Raw genomic sequence first — 16,023 nt, forward strand, 5'->3', positions numbered from 1 at the left:
CTCTTTTAGGCTTTTGTCTGGCCGTAATAGGCGTGTTTGCCATGCTTGCGCTGGTAGTGCTTCTCCAGCAGGTAATCGGGCAGGGGGCGGGCCCCCGGGTTGATCTGGTCGGTGAGCCAGGCCATGCGGGCCACCTCTTCCAGCACCACGGCGTTGTGCACTGCGTCCTCGGCGCTCTTGCCCCAGCTGAAGGGGCCGTGGTTGGCCACCAGCACCCCCGGCATGGTGAGGATGGGGGTCTGCTTGAGGGTTTCGACGATGAGATGACCGGTCAGCCCCTCGTAATCCTCCTCCACTTCACCCGGGGTGAGCAGGCGGGAGCAGGGGATCTCGCCGTGGAAGTAGTCGGCCTGGGTGGTGCCGAAAATGGGGATGGGGCGCCCCGCCTGGGCCCAGGCGGTGGCATGGGTGGAGTGGGTGTGCACCACGCCGCCAAGCTCCGGATAGGCGCGATAGAGCACCAGGTGGGTGGCGGTGTCGGAGGAGGGGCGAAGGTCCCCCTCCACCTGCTTGCCCGCCAGATCCAGCACCACCATGTCCTCGACCCGCATCCGCTCATAGCTGACGCCGCTTGGCTTTATCACCACCAGATTGCGCTCTCGGTCGATGCCGCTCACGTTGCCCCAGGTGAAGGTCACCAGGCCATGGCGCGGCAGATCCAGATTGGCGGCGAGCACCTGCTCCTTGAGGGTCTTGAGGTTCATGCCGGCACCCCCCGGTTGTAGAGGGGTTCGGCGGCGGCGCCCCAGGCGAGGTAGCGCTGGTAGAGGCGTTCATACTCGGCGACTCGCTCGGGGTGTGGCTGGTGGGTGCGCTCCACGGCGCTCGCCATGTGGTGCTGGGCCTTGGCCACATTGGGATGGATCCCGGCCGCCACGGCGGCAAAGATGGCCGCCCCCAGGGCGCAGCACTGATCCGAGGCCACTACCTGGATGGGCCTGTTCATCACGTCGGCGCAGGTCTGCATCACGGTGGTGGACTTGCGGGCGATGCCGCCAAGGGCGATCACCTGCTCCACCGGCACCAGCTGGCTGGTCAAACACTCCATGATGCTGCGGGCACCGAAGGCGGTGGAGGCCACCAGGGCGCCGAAGAGATCGGGGGCATCGGTGCCGAGGTTGATCCCCGTGAGGGTACCCTGCAGGCGCTGGTTGGCATAGGGGGTGCGCCGGCCGTTGAACCAGTCGAGCACCACCGGCAGGTGCGCCAGGTCGCGCTGCTGATCCCAGGCGGCGGCGAGGCTGGGTAACAGGGCCTGCTTGTGGCGCTCGATGGCGGTGCGAAGCTCCGGATACTGGGCGGCGAGGCTGTCAAGGGGCCAGCCGAGCTGGCGCTGATACCAGGCATAGATGTCACCGAACGCGGACTGTCCCGCCTCCAGCCCCACCATGCCCGGCACCACGCTGCCATCCACCTGGCCGCAGATCCCGGCAATGGCCCGATCACCTATGGTGGCTTCGTCGGCGATCAGGATGTCGCAGGTGGAGGTGCCTATCACCTTCACCAGCGCATTGTTGCCGGCCCCGGCTCCCACCGCCCCCATGTGACAGTCAAAGGCGCCGCCGGCAATCACCACTTCGCAGGAGAGGTGCAGCCGCTCCGCCCACTCCGGGGTCAGGGTGCCGACCGGGAGATCGGCGGTCCAGCTGTCGGTAAAGAGGGGGAAGTCGAGATCCTCCGTCAGCAGGGGATCCAGGGCATTGAGGAAGTCGGCGGGGGGCAGGCCGCCCCAGCTCGGGTGCCAGAGGGATTTGTGGCCGGCGGCACAGCGCCCGCGCTTGAGGGTGGCCGGGGCCTGGGTGCCGCTCAGGACGGCGGGGACCCAGTCACACAGCTCGACCCAGTTGCAGGCGGCGGCGCGCACGGCGGCATCGGCGCGGGAGACGTGCAGGATCTTGGCCCAGAACCACTCGGAGGAGTAAATGCCGCCGATGTAGCGGCTGTAGTCGGGGAACTGGCCGCCGTGGCACAGGGCGGTGATGGCCTCCGCCTCCTCGATGGCGGTGTGATCCTTCCACAGCACGAACATGGCGTTGGGGTTGTCGGCAAACTCCGGACGCAGGGCCAGCACGCGCCCCTCTCTGTCGATGGGGGCGGGGGTGGAGCCGGTGCTGTCCACCCCGATGCCGCGCACGGCGATGCGCTGACTCGGCGTGAGCTGGCTCACCACCGCCACTACCGCCTGCTCCATGGACTCCAGATAGTCGAGGGGGTGGTGGCGGAACTGGTTGTTGACCGGTTGGCAGTAGTGGCCTGCCTGCCAGCGCGGGTAATAGACGACATGGGTCGCCAGCTCGGCGCCGTCCTGGCAGCGCACGGCGAGTGCCCTGACCGAGTCGCTGCCGAAATCGAGTCCGATGACGATGTGCTCAGACATAAGTGCTCCTGACCATCAATGAGGGGTGACTGGGGGGAACCATAGGAGATGGGCAGGAGGGGCGGTTAGCCATTGGCTGCTGGAAATATGGATTTTAACGCTGTCAGTGCGACAGGGTGACGGCTCTCTAAAATTCAATATGTGACGAAATTGCTAATTATATAGACGAAATGGCTGCAATCTCATGGCGTGATCCTGCTCTCCATTTTTAATTGTGAAAACGATTACAACTTGGTTCGCTCAACCAGCAACAACAATAACGTCCTGTTTAAGCATGTTTTTATATGGCTGCGACTTGATTGACTCAACGAGCAGCACTGCGTGGATACATGGATTGATAGAACCGTTGGAGACATTCGCATGAACAAAATCGTTAAAGGTATGATCGCGATGGGGTTCGCCCTTGGTATGGCAAATTCTGCTTTCTCGGCCGAAGCGCTGAAGCTGGGCTACCTGGTCAAGCAGCCCGAGGAGCCCTGGTTCCAGACCGAGTGGAACTTCGCCGACAAGGCGGGCAAGGATCTGGGCTTCGAGGTGATCAAGATAGCCGTCCCTGACGGGGAGAAGACCCTCAATGCCATCGACAGTCTGGCGGCGAATGGCGCCAAGGGCTTCGTCATCTGTACCCCGGATCCCAAACTCGGTGCCGCCATCATGGCTAAGGCCAACAGCATGGATCTGAAGGTCATCACGGTGGATGACCAGTTCGTCAACGCCAAGGGCCAGCCCATGGAGCAGGTGCCGCTGGTGATGATGGCCGCCACCAAGATTGGCGAGCGTCAGGGGCAGGAGCTCTACAAGGAGATGCAAAAGCGCCAGTGGGACGTAAAGGCGACCGGGGTGCTCGCCATCACCGCCGACGAGCTCGACACCGCCCGTCGCCGGGTCGAGGGCTCCCTGGGCGCGCTCAAGGCCGCCGGTTTCCCCGAGGGCCAGATCTTCCGCGCGCCCACCAAGAGCAATGACATTCCGGGGGCGCTGGATGCCGCCAACTCCATGCTGGTGCAACACCCCGAGGTCAAGAACTGGCTCATCGTCGGCATGAATGACAACACCGTGCTCGGCGGCGTGCGCGCCACCGAAGGGCAGGGCTTCAAGGCGGAGAACGTCATCGGCATCGGCATCAACGGGGTGGATGCGGTGAACGAGCTCTCCAAGTCCAGCGCCACCGGCTTCCTCGGCTCCCTGCTGCCAAGCCCGGACGTACACGGCTACAAGAGCATCCAGATGCTCCATGACTGGGTCGTCAACGGCGCCGAGCCTGCCAAGTTCACCGAGGTGACCGACGTGGTGCTCATCACCCGCGACAACTTCAAGGCCGAGCTGCAAAAGAAAGGGCTGTGATCCCCATCCCTTGATACCCATGCCGGCATGGCGGAGTGCGCCGTGCCGGCTGGCTGGAGTCATCTCATGAATCAAGTTCCATATCTGGAGTTTTGCGGCATCAGCAAGGAGTTTCCCGGCGTCAAGGCGCTGCAGAACGTCTCCTTCGCCTGCCAGCAGGGCACGGTACACGCGCTGATGGGAGAGAACGGTGCCGGCAAGTCCACCCTGCTCAAGATCCTGAGCGGTTTTCAGGCGCCCACCCGCGGGGTGGTGAAGCTGGCGGGTCAGGAGAAAGTGTTCCAAAACACGGTCGATGCCCTTGAGAGCGGGATCGCCATCATCTATCAGGAGCTGCACCTGGTCCCTGAAATGAGCGTGGCGGAGAACATCTACCTGGGGCAGTTGCCGACCCGGCGCGGCGTCATCGATCGGGAGAAGCTCTATCAGGATGCAGCCAGGCAGCTGGCACGCCTCGGGATGGATGTCTCCCCCGAGACGCCGCTCAAGTACCTGTCCCTGGGTCAGTGGCAGATGGTGGAGATCGCCAAGGCCCTGACACGGGACGCCAGCGTCATCGCCTTCGACGAGCCGACCAGCAGCCTGTCGTCCCGCGAGATTGAGCAGCTGTTTCGGGTCATCCGCCAGTTGCGGGACGAGGGCAAGGTCATTCTCTACGTCTCCCACCGCATGGACGAGATCTTCGCCCTGTGCGATGCCATCACGGTGTTCAAGGATGGCCAGTTCGTGCGCACCTTCGCTTCCATGGCCGAGGTGGACCGGGATCTGCTGGTCAAGACCATGGTGGGGCGCGAGCTGACCGACATCTATGGCTACAGCCCAAGGCCGCTTGGCGAGGCGGGCCTCAAGGTGGAACACCTGATGGGACCCGGCCTCAAGGCGCCGGTGTCGCTCGAGGTGAAACGCGGGGAGATCCTCGGCATCTTCGGGCTGGTGGGGGCCGGGCGCAGCGAGCTGATGAAGCTTATCTTCGGCGCCGAGACACCTCGAGGGGGCGAGATATCGGTGTTTGGCAAACAGGTAGTCATTCAGAGCCCCATCGACGCCATTCGCAGCGGCATCATGCTCTGCACCGAAGACAGGAAGGCGCTCGGCATCATCCCCATCCATTCGGTGCAGGAGAACATCAACATCAGCGCCCGCCGCCACCACGCGTGGGGAGGCTTCTGGATCAACCAGAAGTGGGAAGACGAGAACGCGAGGCTGAGGATCCGCGACATGCGGGTCAAGACCCCGTCTCCCCAGCAGGCCATCATGAACCTCTCCGGCGGCAACCAGCAGAAGGCCATTCTGGGGCGCTGGCTGTCGGAAGACATGAAAGTGATCCTGCTCGATGAACCGACCCGGGGCATCGACGTCGGGGCGAAGAACGAGATTTACAACGTGATTTACGATCTGGCCAAGGTGGGCATCGCCGTGGTGGTGGTCTCGAGCGAGCTGCCGGAGGTGCTGGGCATCGCGGATCGGATCCTGGTCATGCGGGAGGGGGAGATCGCCGGCGAGCTTTCCCACGACGAGGCCAACGAGGTCAAGGCGCTCAATCTGGCCATGCCGGCCCGTTGATCTGCTGACCGCAACGAGATAGCACCCGGAATTTTCAGGAGAAATACCATGACAACAACGACCTCGGTCGGCCAAGCCGCCAACGACACCGCGGCGAGCGGTACCCGCCTGCAACTGACCCGCATCTGGGATCAGTACGGCATGCTGGTGATCTTCGCCATCCTGTTCCTGCTCGCCTGCGTACTGGTCCCCAACTTCGCCAGCCTTATCAACATGCGGGGGCTCGGGCTTGCCGTCTCCATGTCGGGCATGGTGGCCTGCGGCATGCTGTTCTGCCTAGCCTCCGGCGAGTTCGACATGTCGGTGGGCTCAGTGGTGGCCTGCTCCGGAGTTGCCTGCGCGGTGGGCATCAACGCCACCGAGAGCATCCCCCTCGGCATTCTGGCCGGTCTCTCGGTGGGCCTTGTCTTTGGCCTCATCAACGGCATCGTCGTGGCCAAATTCAAGATCAACGCCCTCATCACCACCCTTGCCACCATGCAGATGGCGCGCGGGGTGGGCTACATCATCTCCGACGGCAAGGCGGTGGGCATCGTGGAGGAGGGCTTCTTCGAGCTTGGCAACTCCGCCCTGCTCGGCATCCCGACGCCCATCTGGCTGACGGCGGTCTGCTTCGTGTTGTTCGGTCTGCTGCTCAACAAGACCACCTTTGGGCGCAATACCCTGGCCATGGGTGGCAACGAGGAGGCCGCACGTTTGGCCGGGGTCAACGTGGTGCGCACCAAGATCATCATCTTCACCATGACCGGGCTCATCGCCTCGCTCGCCGGCATCATCCTCGCATCCCGCATGACCTCGGGTCAGCCCATGACCTCCATCGGCTTCGAGCTGGTGGTGATCTCCGCCTGCGTGCTGGGTGGGGTCTCCATGAAGGGGGGGATCGGCAAGATCTCCTACATCATCGCCGGGGTGCTGATCCTGGGGCTGATGGAGAACGCCATGAACCTGCTCAACATCTCCCCGTTTGCCCAGTACGTGGTGCGTGGCCTTATCCTGCTCGCCGCCGTGCTGTTCGACCGCTACAAGCAGGTGCGCAAAGCCCGTATCTGAGCGATGTTTTTCCTCGTCACCGGGCCGGCCTCGCGCCGGCCCGGTGTTTTCCCCGGCAAGCTGTGAGCCAGTTCAACAATTTCACAACGAACAGCTTGCGAACATAGGGGGTTCCTACGCCGGATCTCTACAATGGCCCATGTCGACTTTTTTACCGAAACCCTGTTTTCCGCCATGTCCTCGATGCAAAAAGAGAAGCCGAAACAACTCAATCCCCTGCTGCCTGGCTACGCCTTCGACGTCTTCCTGGTCTCGGGGATGACTCCCATCGAGCAGGGGAGCGCTCTGGATTTCACTATCGACAGGCCCCACGGCATGAAGGGGTTCATCGTCAATCTGACCATCAAGGGCAAGGGGCAGATCTTTCAGGGGGACAAGGCCTTCACCGTGGAGCCCGGGGACCTGCTGCTCTTTCCACCAGCGGCGGTGCACCATTACGGCCGGGCGCCGGATGCCCGGGAGTGGTATCACCGCTGGGTTTATTTCCGGCCGCGGGCCTATTGGGCTGACTGGCTCAAGTGGCCCCAGGTGACGGAGCAGGTGGGGCGACTGCAACTGGCGGACAACCAGCTGCTCACCGAATTCGACGCCCTCTTCCTCGACATCGAGGAGACCCACAAGCAGCTGCGGCCCATGTCGGAGCAACTGGCCATGAACCTCTTGGAGCGGCTGCTCATCCGCTGCTACGAGGCATCGTCCCAGAATGCCTATCCCGCCATCGATCACCGGGTCCACGAGGCGTGCCAGATCCTGAGCGAGTCCCTCTCGGCCGAGATCTCGGTGGAAGCGCTGGCGGAGCAGGTGTTCTTGTCCCCCTCGCGCCTCGCGCACCTGTTTCGCGAGCAGGTGGGGGTGAGCATAGTGCGCTGGCGCGAGGATCAGCGCATCATGCGGGCCAAGCTGTTGCTGCAGACCACGCCGCTGTCGGTCGCCACCATAGGCCAGCAGGTGGGCTATGACGATCAGCTCTACTTCTCGCGGGTATTCCGAAAGCGGGTAGGGGTCAGCCCTACCGAATACCGCAAATGCGCCACCCCGCTGTGAGCAGAGCCCAGAGATGACAAAGCCCTCATGACGAGGGCTTTTGTTATCCATGAGGGGCGGATGCGCAATCAGCCCTGACGAGCCTTGAACCTGGGATTGCTCTTGCAGATGACGAACAGCTTGCCGCGCCGACGCACGATCTGGCAGTCCGGGTGACGCGACTTGGCGGATTTCAGGGAGGCGAGGACTTTCATTGTTTCTCTTTTCCTTTGCTGAAGAACTGACCGAATCGCTGGCCGAAGCGAGCGACCTGACCTTCCTTGCCGACCTGCTTCTGTTTGCCGGTATAGAAGGGGTGGGACGCGCTGGAGACATCCAGCGTCACATAGGGGTAGGTGTTGCCATCTTCCCACTCTCTGGTGCGATCGGTGGCCAGTGTGGAGCCGATCAGAAAGTAGGTATTGCTGGCGAGATCGTGGAACAGAACCTTGCGGTATTCAGGGTGAATATGGGGGCGCATGATTGCCTCTTTTGTTATGTTATAACAAGGCATGGATAATGCGATGGATGAGAATCAATATCAACTGTTTTTTCCATGATGACAGCGATGGGAGAAAATCGGGGCCGTTCGGCTGCACATCGTCAGCGAGAAGGCATGGGCGGTGAGGGCCTATGTGCAGCCACCATCTTTACTTTTCAAAATTACTGTATAAAAATACAGTTAATTATCATGGAGACGTACCCTATGCGCCTGGAAATCATCATCGACAGAAAACACCAGATCCCCACCTCGACCATGGAGGCCTTGCGCCAGGAGCTGCTCAAGCAACTGGGTGAGCGCTTTCCCGATCTGCATGTGCGGGTGGCACCGGGTAGTGCCATGGCTCTGACGGTCAGTCGCGCCAGCAAGGAAGACAAGGAGCTGGCCGAAGCCATGGTTCAGGAGGTGTGGGAAAACGCTGATAGCTGGATGCCGGAAGAAGAGGCTCTGGAGGCCTGAAGATAAGCTCTCAGCAACAAGCATCGTCGTGATCTGCCAGGCCGAGAGGAGGAACCTCCAGCCGGGTGATGATCCCTGTACCGGCTTTGCCGAACCGCTCTTCAAAACACGCAGCCATGGGCTGCGTGTTGCGTTGATGGGGTAAGCGCATGACCATGAAGGCGAAAGGCGAAAGGCGAAAGGCGAAAGGCGAAAGGCGAAAGGCGAAAGGCGAAAGGCGAAAGGCGAAAGGCGAAAGGCGAAAGGCGAAAGAGTAATGTCTCTGGCTGCGCTCAGAGTCCCGCCCAACGCTTGAGGCTGTCGACCTGAACCCGTTGGGTGGCCTGTGCGATGTCGCCATTGGCACGCAGTGCCTTGAGGGCCGCGGGGAGCGCCGCGCGTACCTCGTCTGACGTCATACCCGGTTGCAATGCCGGGTGGTAGGCAAGCCTGAGCAACACGTAGTCGAGCCCGGTCAGAAAGCTGTCGATGCTGCTGTCATTGAAGATGGAGGGGAACACCTTGTCCGAGTCGTTGGGCAGCCCCATCACCTGGCTCAACTCTTCCACCACGCAATCCAGAAAACGGCCCTTTGCCCTGCTGTAATCCACCGGAATGATGATGGTGGCACGGGTGATCTCGTAGCGAGCGTTGGTGGCGAAATTGGCCAGGCAGATCCCCTCCTTGAGGGCGATGCGCACCGACTCGTCCTGGCGCATGGTGCGCGCAGCCCAGCTCGCCATCTGTTTGTGCCGGGTCATGATGAGGGTGAGATTGGGGTTGTCGCTGACAATCTCGATGGGGTGACCGGTGATCCTGCTCAGGTGACGGGTCTGTACCTTGACGACCTCGGCCTGCAGCGGCTTGTCGCCGAATTCGTTGACGAGCTTGAGACGCACGGGGCCCGGCCAGCGGGAGAAGTGCTCCTGTTGTTCATGGCCATACTCCCGTTTCATGGCGATTTCCATGAAGCTCTGGACAAGGTAGTCATCACGCTGCCAGCGTTCGGTGGCCGACAGCGGCAGTGAGAAGAGCCAGAGCATCAGCCCCTGGAGCAACCAGTGCCCATGGCGAACGGGCTGGACAGGTGTGTGCCATGGGCGCATCTTGCCTCCTTGCAAGGGGATCAGCGGGCGGTACGCTCGATATCACGCCAGGTGAGCCAGAGCCTGAGATCGAACTCCAATTGATGATAGTCCGGTTCCATGTGCTGGCAGAGCTGGTAGAAAGCCTTGTTGTGATCCTTCTCCTTCAGGTGGGCCAGCTCATGCACCACTATCATCTTCAGAAAGGCGGGATGGGCCTCCTTGAACAGGGCGGCGATGCGGATCTCGTTCTTGGCCTTGAGCTTGCTGCCTTGCACCCGGCTGACATAGGTGTGCAGTCCCAGGGCATCCTTGATCACGTTGATCTTGCCGTCGAAGATCACCTTGGAAAGCGGCGCCGAGCTTTTCAGGTAGCGGTTCTTCAGCTCCATGGTATAGGCGAGCAGCGCCTTATCGCTCTGGACGAGGTGGGTTTGGGGGTAGCGCTTGGCCAGCATCTCGCCGAGTTTGCCCGCCGCAATCAACTGCTGCACCTGAGCCTTGAGTGGCTCCGGATAGCCCCCCAGATAAGTCAGCTCCGCCATGATTCTTCCCTCTGCCGCGAAAAAGAGCGCCATTGTAGTCAGGATGGGGCCCCTTGCACATGGTCGGCCCCCCTCTTTATGACGGCAACGAAAAGGGGCCATCACCAGGATGGCCCCTTCTGTGTGCCTGATTAGCGGCGCCGGTACAGGCCCGGGTCCACCTCTTCATACTGACCTGCCAGATACTGGTAGAAGGCAAGGTGGGAGGGGGAGGTCGGAGTCTTGAGCTCCTGTGCCACCCGCTCCGGTTTGGCGATGATGAATTTGGGGTGTTGGCGCTGGATGTCAGCCAGCACCCGCTCGCGCACATCGTAGGGCGGGTTGACGTTGGCAAAGAACAGATAGGCGGAGGCCGGCTGGCGATCGGTCCAGAGGTAGTATTGCGGCTGGATGCCATCGACCCAGATCTTGTCGGTGGGGGTCGTCTCGGCGAGGATACGGTCGACCCTGACCTGGGCGGGGGGATTGAACGGCCTGCCCTTGAGGTTGCCTTCCCAGGCGTTGTTGACCAGCAGCGCCAGCATGGCCAGCGAGGCGAGCCAGGGGGTGGCGCTTCGCACGTCCCAGGCGCGCCAGAGCGGGACCAGAATGAGCACGGGCAAGGCCCACAGCAGGCTGTTGCCGAGCACCTCGCGCACCCGCTCCAGAGACCACTCCTTGGTGCTCCAGCCGTAACCGAGCTGCTGGGCCAGCAGCCAGCTGGCGGTCAGCACCACCAGGGAGATGCAAAGCAGCCCCAGGGCATCGGAGCGCTGCTCGCTTCTGTCCAGCAGGCAGGCGAGCGGCAGCAGGCCAAGCTGCAGATAGAGCACGTCATAGTGATCGAACACATGTCCGGAGACCGAGTTGGCGATCAGGGTGAACAGCACCCCCAGGAGGGTGGCGCACAGCGCCGGGAGATACCACTCCTGGCGGCGCCCGAGCATCAGCACGAGGAAGGCGGGCAGTAGCATGATGAGGCCGGTGCGCAGCAGACCGACGGCGCCCACCTCAGGAGAGAAGCCGTTGCCGTAGCTCCCTTCAAAGAAGATGCCGAAGGCGTAGTATTTGAACTCTGCCAGCACGTCGTGGTGCTGGAAGTAGGCATAGAGCGGGCCGCCGACGAGAGCCAGTCCAAGCAGGCTGGAAAAGAGCAGGGCAAAGGCGCAGCGCCACTGCTCGCGCAGGCACCAGTGACAGAAGAGCACCAGATACCAGGCCCCCCAGAAGGCGCCGTTGTTGGTGCGCATCCAGGCCACGATGGCGAAGGTGAGTGCGGCGACCAGAGCCGGTCCCCAGCTGAATCGCTTGTCCAGCAGCAAGGTGATGAAAGCCCACTGGGCGATGAGGGCCAGATGGAATGTCCAGTCCTCTGTCATGTTGCCGTAGTAGTAGCGAGTGCTGTAGAGCGCCAGCAGGGCCAGCATGCTGCCAAGTCGCGCCCGCACCGAGAGCCCGAGCTGCGAAAAAGCCTGCCAGCTCGCCATGAGGCCCAGCCAGCAGAGCACCCACTCCAGCAGCCAGATCCCGAAGAAGCCACCAAGGCCATAACCCAGTGCATCGAGGGCGAATATCATGGGACCCTTGATGTCGATCATGTCCCGATAGAGTACGCCCCCCTCGCTCCACATCTTGCCCATCACCGCAAACAGGGAGGCATCAAATCCCGGGGCCATGCCGTGGAACAGCGGATTGCGCAGACAGAACAGCAGAGCCATCAGGGCGGTGAGCAAGATGACCGACGGCCTGATCCCGGGATTGTGGCGGTGCGGGGTAAAGCGGATGGCGTGATTCATGGGTGACCTGTTCCTGCGGGAAAGACTGAAAAAGCGGGCTTATCTTGCCGAGCCGGGCTGCACGATGCAATGGAAGAAGTGTAGGCACCTGAAATAATTCGTAAAAGTATCGTTTTCACGCCTCTGGCTGCATTGGCAGGCCCCATCACAAGACAGGGCAGGCGCAGTCGGGCGTCACAGCCTGAGGTTGCATGGTAGGGGGGCCTGCGCCTGGGAGCGGACCAGGATTCCCCTATGCGGGGGAAAGGCGGCACCGACCCGGGATGGGTCGATGCCAGATTCACTGGCCGTGATACTCCACCAGGGCCGGCAGGGGGCTGAGTTCCGGCAGGTGGCGTGCCCAGCGCAGGAAGGCATCCGCCAGGGTGATGCCGAGCTCCTGATTGTGCTGGGTCAGGGTGCGGGCAAGGGCCGTGTAGCCCTCCTTGCCGGAGGCAGTATAGGCACTGGAGACCCCGCGATAGATGGCATCCGGCTCGACGTGCTGCCACTGACCCGGGCTGACTTCCCATTCCAGGCGAGTGATCCTCTCCCCTTTGGGCCTGTCAGCCTGATAGCAGAAGCGCACCCCGGCGGTATAGGGGAAGCTGCCGCTGCCATTGCCCGTCACCCCGTTGTTGGTGGCGTTGTCGATGGCCCCCTCCAGCGCCTCGGCCAGTTCATGGCCGTGTACCCGGTAGAGGGTAAGGGGAATGGCAAAGGGCAGCAGGCGCCCGGCAACGTCTGCTTCGGTCAGGGGGCCGGGCTCGAGGGAGCAGCGCACGCCCCCGGCATTGTGCAGGGCAAAGTCCACCTGACCCACCTGTTCGCGGGCACTGGCCAGCATGGCGCTCGCTACCAGGGGGGCGACCTGGCTGCCGGCGGGCTGGGTGGCATCGGGCAGCCGCTGATGGTGCAGTGGCCCGGCGAGGCGGGTCACGATGCGGCGGGTCATGGTCTCGAGCTCGGGGCGATAACGCCGGGCCAGATGCAGCTCGAGCTCGGGGGCCGGTTCGCAGAAGTGCAGCCCCGCAGGAGGTGGGGAAGCAAAGGGCCAGGGATCCCAGGGTAACCACTCCAGCTGGCCGCGGCTTTGGCACACGCGTCCCTGTTCGTCGAAGGTGAGTTCGCACACCCCGAGACAGAGGGCGCTGTGGGCGGCGTGCAGGATGGCCACCCCGTTCACCATGAGGGGATAGCTGCCTTCGCTGTCGAGCCCGAGCGGCGCCAGATCCCCCAGCAGGCTGTGGGTGTGCCCGCCGACGATGAGGCTGAGCTCGGGGAAGCGGGTCGCCAGTCGCTTGTCCTGCTCCAGACCCAGGTGGCTCAGCAATATGATGTGGTTGATCCCCTCGGCCTTGATCTCTTCGAGGGCGCGGCTCAAGGTTTCTTCGATACCGTGGAAACGGGTGTGGGGATCGGGGCTCGCGATGGCGGCCATCTGCGGCAGCGTGATGCCGAGCAGGGCGAAGGGCACGTCGTCGATGACGCGCTTGTGCCAGGGGCGGCTCGCGTCAAACAGCTGCGGCAGTCCCTGCAGCCGCAGCTGGGCATCGGCGGGCTCCTGACGGTTGTCGATGTTGGCGGCGAGCACCGGGAAATCGAGCTGGCGCAAAAACTCCACCAGCGGCCCGTTGCCCAGATCGAATTCGTGGTTGCCGATCACCATGGCATCCGGTCGCAAGAGGGCCAGCAGGTCCGCATTGGCCCGCCCTTTGAAACGGTTGAAGTAAAGTGACCCCTGGAAGGTATCGCCGCCATGCAGCAGCAGGCAGGTCTGGCCGGCTGCCTCGGCCTGTTGGCGCAGGGCGGTGAGCCGGGTCAGGATGCGGCCATAGCCGCCGCACTGGGTGCGCCATTCGGACTCGCCATCGGGGGAGAAGCGCATGGGGGCGCCATCGAAATGGGAGTGGCAGTCGCTGAAGTGGGCAAGTTGAACCGTCATACTCAAGGCTCGGTCCTCCTTAGGAAAAAAGAGCACCGAGTCTACTGCATGGGGTGGGGGGGATACCAGCCCGGCGGCAGCCGGGCCGGTAAAGAGTCAGGCGGGAACCATGATCTGGGTGGCGAGGATCACTACCAGCAGGCCGACGGCCACCGGCAGCGAGGTACGTTTGACCACCTCGAACGGAGAGAGATTGCCCATCCCCGCACAGGCGACCACCACCCCGGAGACCGGCGAGATGGTGCGGCCGAGGTTGGATGCCTGCAGCATGGGGATCACCAGATAGGCCGGGTTGACGCCGAGGCTGGTGGCCAAATGGGGGATGAGCTCCACGAAGGCGTAGAAGGGGGCATTGCCGGAACCCGTGGTAAAGGCCGCCAGGGTGGTGATGACCACCAGCACCAGCATGATGACGATGCCGCCGGTACCGAAGCTCTGGGCCAGATCAAGGAGGTTGGCGATGAAACCGAGCCCCATCAGACCCTGGGCAAAGACCCCGGCACCCACCAGCAGCATCACCACGCCGGCGAAGGCGTCTGCCATGTTGCGCCAGCACACCTGCAGTCCGTCCAGCAGCTCGCGGCCGTTGCGCTTGCGCACCAGCTCCAGCAGGGCGGCCAGCACCAGGCAGATGACGATGATGGTGACGATATCGAGCTTGGGCCCCAGTTTGCCGTCAAACAGCAGCACACCGATGATGGGGGTGAAGGGGAGGATGGCGTAGAAGCCGGGGGCGTCGGTGACGAGATCGCTCGGGGCGACCGCGGCGTTGTGCTCCCCGGCCTTCTGATCCAGATAACGTTGCCAGAAGAAGTGGGTCACCGCCATGGCGGCGATGGCCACCAGGGAAATGGGCAGGGTCAGCTTGAAGGCAAACTCGATGAGCTCCATGTTCGCGGCCTGGGCTGCCATCACCACGTCCCCCGAGGTGGGGGAGAGGATGATGGCGGCCGGCGAGGCGCACACCGCCGCCGCCGCGCCACGGGAGATCCCCATGTTGACCATCAGCGGGAAGAGGGTGGCCATCAGCAGAACCCCGAGGCCGGTCGCGGAGCTCACCGCTAGCGACATGGCGCAGGCTACCAGATAGGCGGCCACCAGCAGGATGTAGGGGGACTTGATGACACCGAGGGGCTTGCTCGCGAGCTTCACCAGTATGGTGTTGGCGCCGATGTGGCTCATGTAGCCGGCAAAGCCGCACAGCACCATGATGAGCATGCCGAGGCCACCCCCCCTGTCGACCAGCAGGAAGCGCACGTATTCGAAGATGTCGGTGGCCATGTGGCCGGTGGAGGGGACGCTCGCCGGCAGCACCGCCTTGCCCATCAGGGCGGTGATCGCCAGCAGCAGCAGGCCGCCGCTGAGCAGTACCCCGGTGGCGGAGTAGCCCTTGAAGATGTAGCGACCCACGGCCAGGGTGACCAGGGTGCCGATCAGGAGTTCTATCATAAAACCTTCCCAAGAGTTGAAATGAGGGGGGGGCCTGCCAGGGCTCACCAGAGGGTTGCGCTGGACTATCCGGCATCGGCCAACAAAAACACTGCGGATATTACCCACTAAGGAGTATTTCACCATCCATTCGATGGCAGCTTGTGATCTCGACTGCAAATCCCCGCCTGAGCCGGGGTGATGACTCGCACGTTTGCAGCAAGCGGGTGCCAAGAGCGGATGACAGGGGGCTGGATCAGGGGTAATCTCCCAATCGGGTTATTAATTCATTGATTATTAATTGAAATTAAGCCGGGACTCACAAGGAGCAAAGCCGCGGACAGATGGGACTCTTCAGCAAGACAGGGGTGACGGTGGCCCTCATTTATGCCGCCTCAATCGGTGCTGTACCTTCCCACTATGCCGGTGTGAAGGTCGCCCCCGATATCAAGGTCGACTTCCAGTTCTATCGGGTCTCCGGGGCCGATGTGGGGGCCGTGATGCGCCAGATCACCGCCTTGTCGCCCACCCAGGCGGACGGGCACATCGGCAAGGCCAGCTATCAGCTCTCCTGGCAGTTGCAGACGAAGGCGACGGCGACACGCTGCGAGCTGGAGCAGGCCAGCGTTCGTGCGCGCATCCAGGTCAGGGTGCCCAACTGGATGGACAAGGCCCGTGCGCCCGCGAAGGAGCGCCAGAAGTGGGACAAGCTGGTGGCCGCCATGTTTGACTACGAGAGCCGTCACAAGGATATTCTGCTGGAGAGCGTGAGCCAGCTTGGCACGCGCCTCGCCCAGTTGCCGGTGACCCGGGATTGCCCAACCCTGGAGCATCAGGGCTGGCAGGCAGGGCAGGCGGTGCTGGAGGCAACCCGGGCGCGGTTCGACACCCTGGCCAGCCAGACCGATCAGGGGCGCAAGCTGGGGGTCGTCTGGCCCAGGGCTGGCTGATAACACGTGTACAGGCCCA

The 16,023-nt window shown here is 62.8% G+C and carries 15 protein-coding genes; 6 read left to right on the plus strand and 9 right to left on the minus strand.

Features of this window, described 5'->3' with window-relative positions; all coding sequences use genetic code 11:
- Positions 1-5 precede the first annotated feature (5 nt).
- Together I6L32_RS15945 and I6L32_RS15950 are read right to left on the minus strand one after the other, a co-directional pair.
- Positions 6-704 (minus strand): L-ribulose-5-phosphate 4-epimerase, encoded by a 699-nt coding sequence (locus tag I6L32_RS15945; protein WP_128313211.1) that lies wholly within the window; start codon positions 702-704, stop codon positions 6-8.
- Entirely contained in the window at positions 701-2,377 is a 1,677-nt protein-coding gene (locus I6L32_RS15950) for a ribulokinase (RefSeq protein ID WP_128313210.1), read from the minus strand. Before I6L32_RS15950 ends, I6L32_RS15945 begins: the two co-directional genes overlap by 4 nt.
- Before the next feature lie 360 nt (positions 2,378-2,737).
- Between I6L32_RS15950 and I6L32_RS15955 the strand changes: the two genes are divergently transcribed.
- From I6L32_RS15955 to araC, 4 genes are all read left to right on the plus strand, one after another.
- Positions 2,738-3,721: an arabinose ABC transporter substrate-binding protein gene (locus tag I6L32_RS15955; protein ID WP_039040094.1), complete on the plus strand. Its 984-nt coding sequence runs from the start codon at positions 2,738-2,740 to the stop codon at positions 3,719-3,721.
- A 66-nt stretch (positions 3,722-3,787) separates the two neighbouring features.
- A complete protein-coding gene (gene araG, locus I6L32_RS15960; protein WP_010674476.1) occupies positions 3,788-5,284 on the plus strand; it encodes an L-arabinose ABC transporter ATP-binding protein AraG in 1,497 nt (498 codons plus the stop codon).
- A gap of 48 nt (positions 5,285-5,332) precedes the next feature.
- Positions 5,333-6,334: an L-arabinose ABC transporter permease AraH gene (gene araH, locus I6L32_RS15965; RefSeq protein WP_010674477.1), complete on the plus strand. Its 1,002-nt coding sequence runs from the start codon at positions 5,333-5,335 to the stop codon at positions 6,332-6,334.
- 132 nt (positions 6,335-6,466) lie between these two features.
- Positions 6,467-7,378, plus strand: coding sequence for an arabinose operon transcriptional regulator AraC (gene araC, locus I6L32_RS15970; RefSeq protein WP_039040092.1), 912 nt, complete (start codon positions 6,467-6,469; stop codon positions 7,376-7,378).
- A 68-nt stretch (positions 7,379-7,446) separates the two neighbouring features.
- Here araC and ykgO read toward each other — a convergent pair whose 3' ends face one another.
- Both ykgO and I6L32_RS15980 read right to left on the minus strand, forming a co-directional pair.
- A complete protein-coding gene (gene ykgO / locus I6L32_RS15975) occupies positions 7,447-7,572 on the minus strand; it encodes a type B 50S ribosomal protein L36 (protein ID WP_010674479.1) in 126 nt (41 codons plus the stop codon).
- On the minus strand, positions 7,569-7,838 hold the full coding sequence (locus I6L32_RS15980) for a type B 50S ribosomal protein L31 (protein ID WP_039040091.1): 270 nt from the start codon (positions 7,836-7,838) through the stop codon (positions 7,569-7,571). The genes ykgO and I6L32_RS15980 overlap by 4 nt, the downstream gene beginning before the upstream one ends.
- A 225-nt stretch (positions 7,839-8,063) precedes the next feature.
- Here I6L32_RS15980 and I6L32_RS15985 point away from each other — a divergent pair, with 225 nt between their 5' ends.
- Positions 8,064-8,318, plus strand: a complete 255-nt coding sequence (locus I6L32_RS15985; protein WP_010674481.1) for a DinI family protein — start codon at positions 8,064-8,066, stop codon at positions 8,316-8,318.
- Positions 8,319-8,590: 272 nt separating this feature from the next.
- On the opposite strand, the gene I6L32_RS15990 is transcribed toward I6L32_RS15985, so the two are convergent.
- The 5 genes from I6L32_RS15990 to dcuC form a co-directional block, all read right to left on the minus strand.
- Positions 8,591-9,403 carry a DUF2927 domain-containing protein gene (locus I6L32_RS15990; RefSeq protein WP_236749303.1) on the minus strand — a complete coding sequence of 271 codons (813 nt, stop codon included), beginning with the start codon at positions 9,401-9,403 and terminating at the stop codon, positions 8,591-8,593.
- Between the two features lie 20 nt (positions 9,404-9,423).
- Positions 9,424-9,927, minus strand: coding sequence for a M48 family metallopeptidase (locus tag I6L32_RS15995; protein ID WP_010674483.1), 504 nt, complete (start codon positions 9,925-9,927; stop codon positions 9,424-9,426).
- Between the two features lie 131 nt (positions 9,928-10,058).
- Positions 10,059-11,702 carry a hypothetical protein gene (locus I6L32_RS16000; protein ID WP_109112257.1) on the minus strand — a complete coding sequence of 548 codons (1,644 nt, stop codon included), beginning with the start codon at positions 11,700-11,702 and terminating at the stop codon, positions 10,059-10,061.
- A gap of 280 nt (positions 11,703-11,982) precedes the next feature.
- On the minus strand, positions 11,983-13,632 hold the full coding sequence (locus I6L32_RS16005; RefSeq protein ID WP_128313209.1) for a bifunctional UDP-sugar hydrolase/5'-nucleotidase: 1,650 nt from the start codon (positions 13,630-13,632) through the stop codon (positions 11,983-11,985).
- A 90-nt stretch (positions 13,633-13,722) separates the two neighbouring features.
- Complete coding sequence (gene dcuC / locus I6L32_RS16010) at positions 13,723-15,075, minus strand: anaerobic C4-dicarboxylate transporter DcuC (protein ID WP_010674486.1); 1,353 nt, start codon at positions 15,073-15,075, stop codon at positions 13,723-13,725.
- A gap of 323 nt (positions 15,076-15,398) precedes the next feature.
- On the opposite strand from dcuC, the gene I6L32_RS16015 reads away from it, so the two are divergent.
- Positions 15,399-16,004: a DUF922 domain-containing protein gene (locus I6L32_RS16015; protein ID WP_045524720.1), complete on the plus strand. Its 606-nt coding sequence runs from the start codon at positions 15,399-15,401 to the stop codon at positions 16,002-16,004.
- The last annotated feature ends 19 nt before the right edge of the window (positions 16,005-16,023 follow it).

Origin of the sequence: Aeromonas sp. FDAARGOS 1402 (assembly GCF_019046925.1) — a bacterium.
GTDB classification, from domain to species: domain Bacteria; phylum Pseudomonadota; class Gammaproteobacteria; order Enterobacterales; family Aeromonadaceae; genus Aeromonas; species Aeromonas caviae.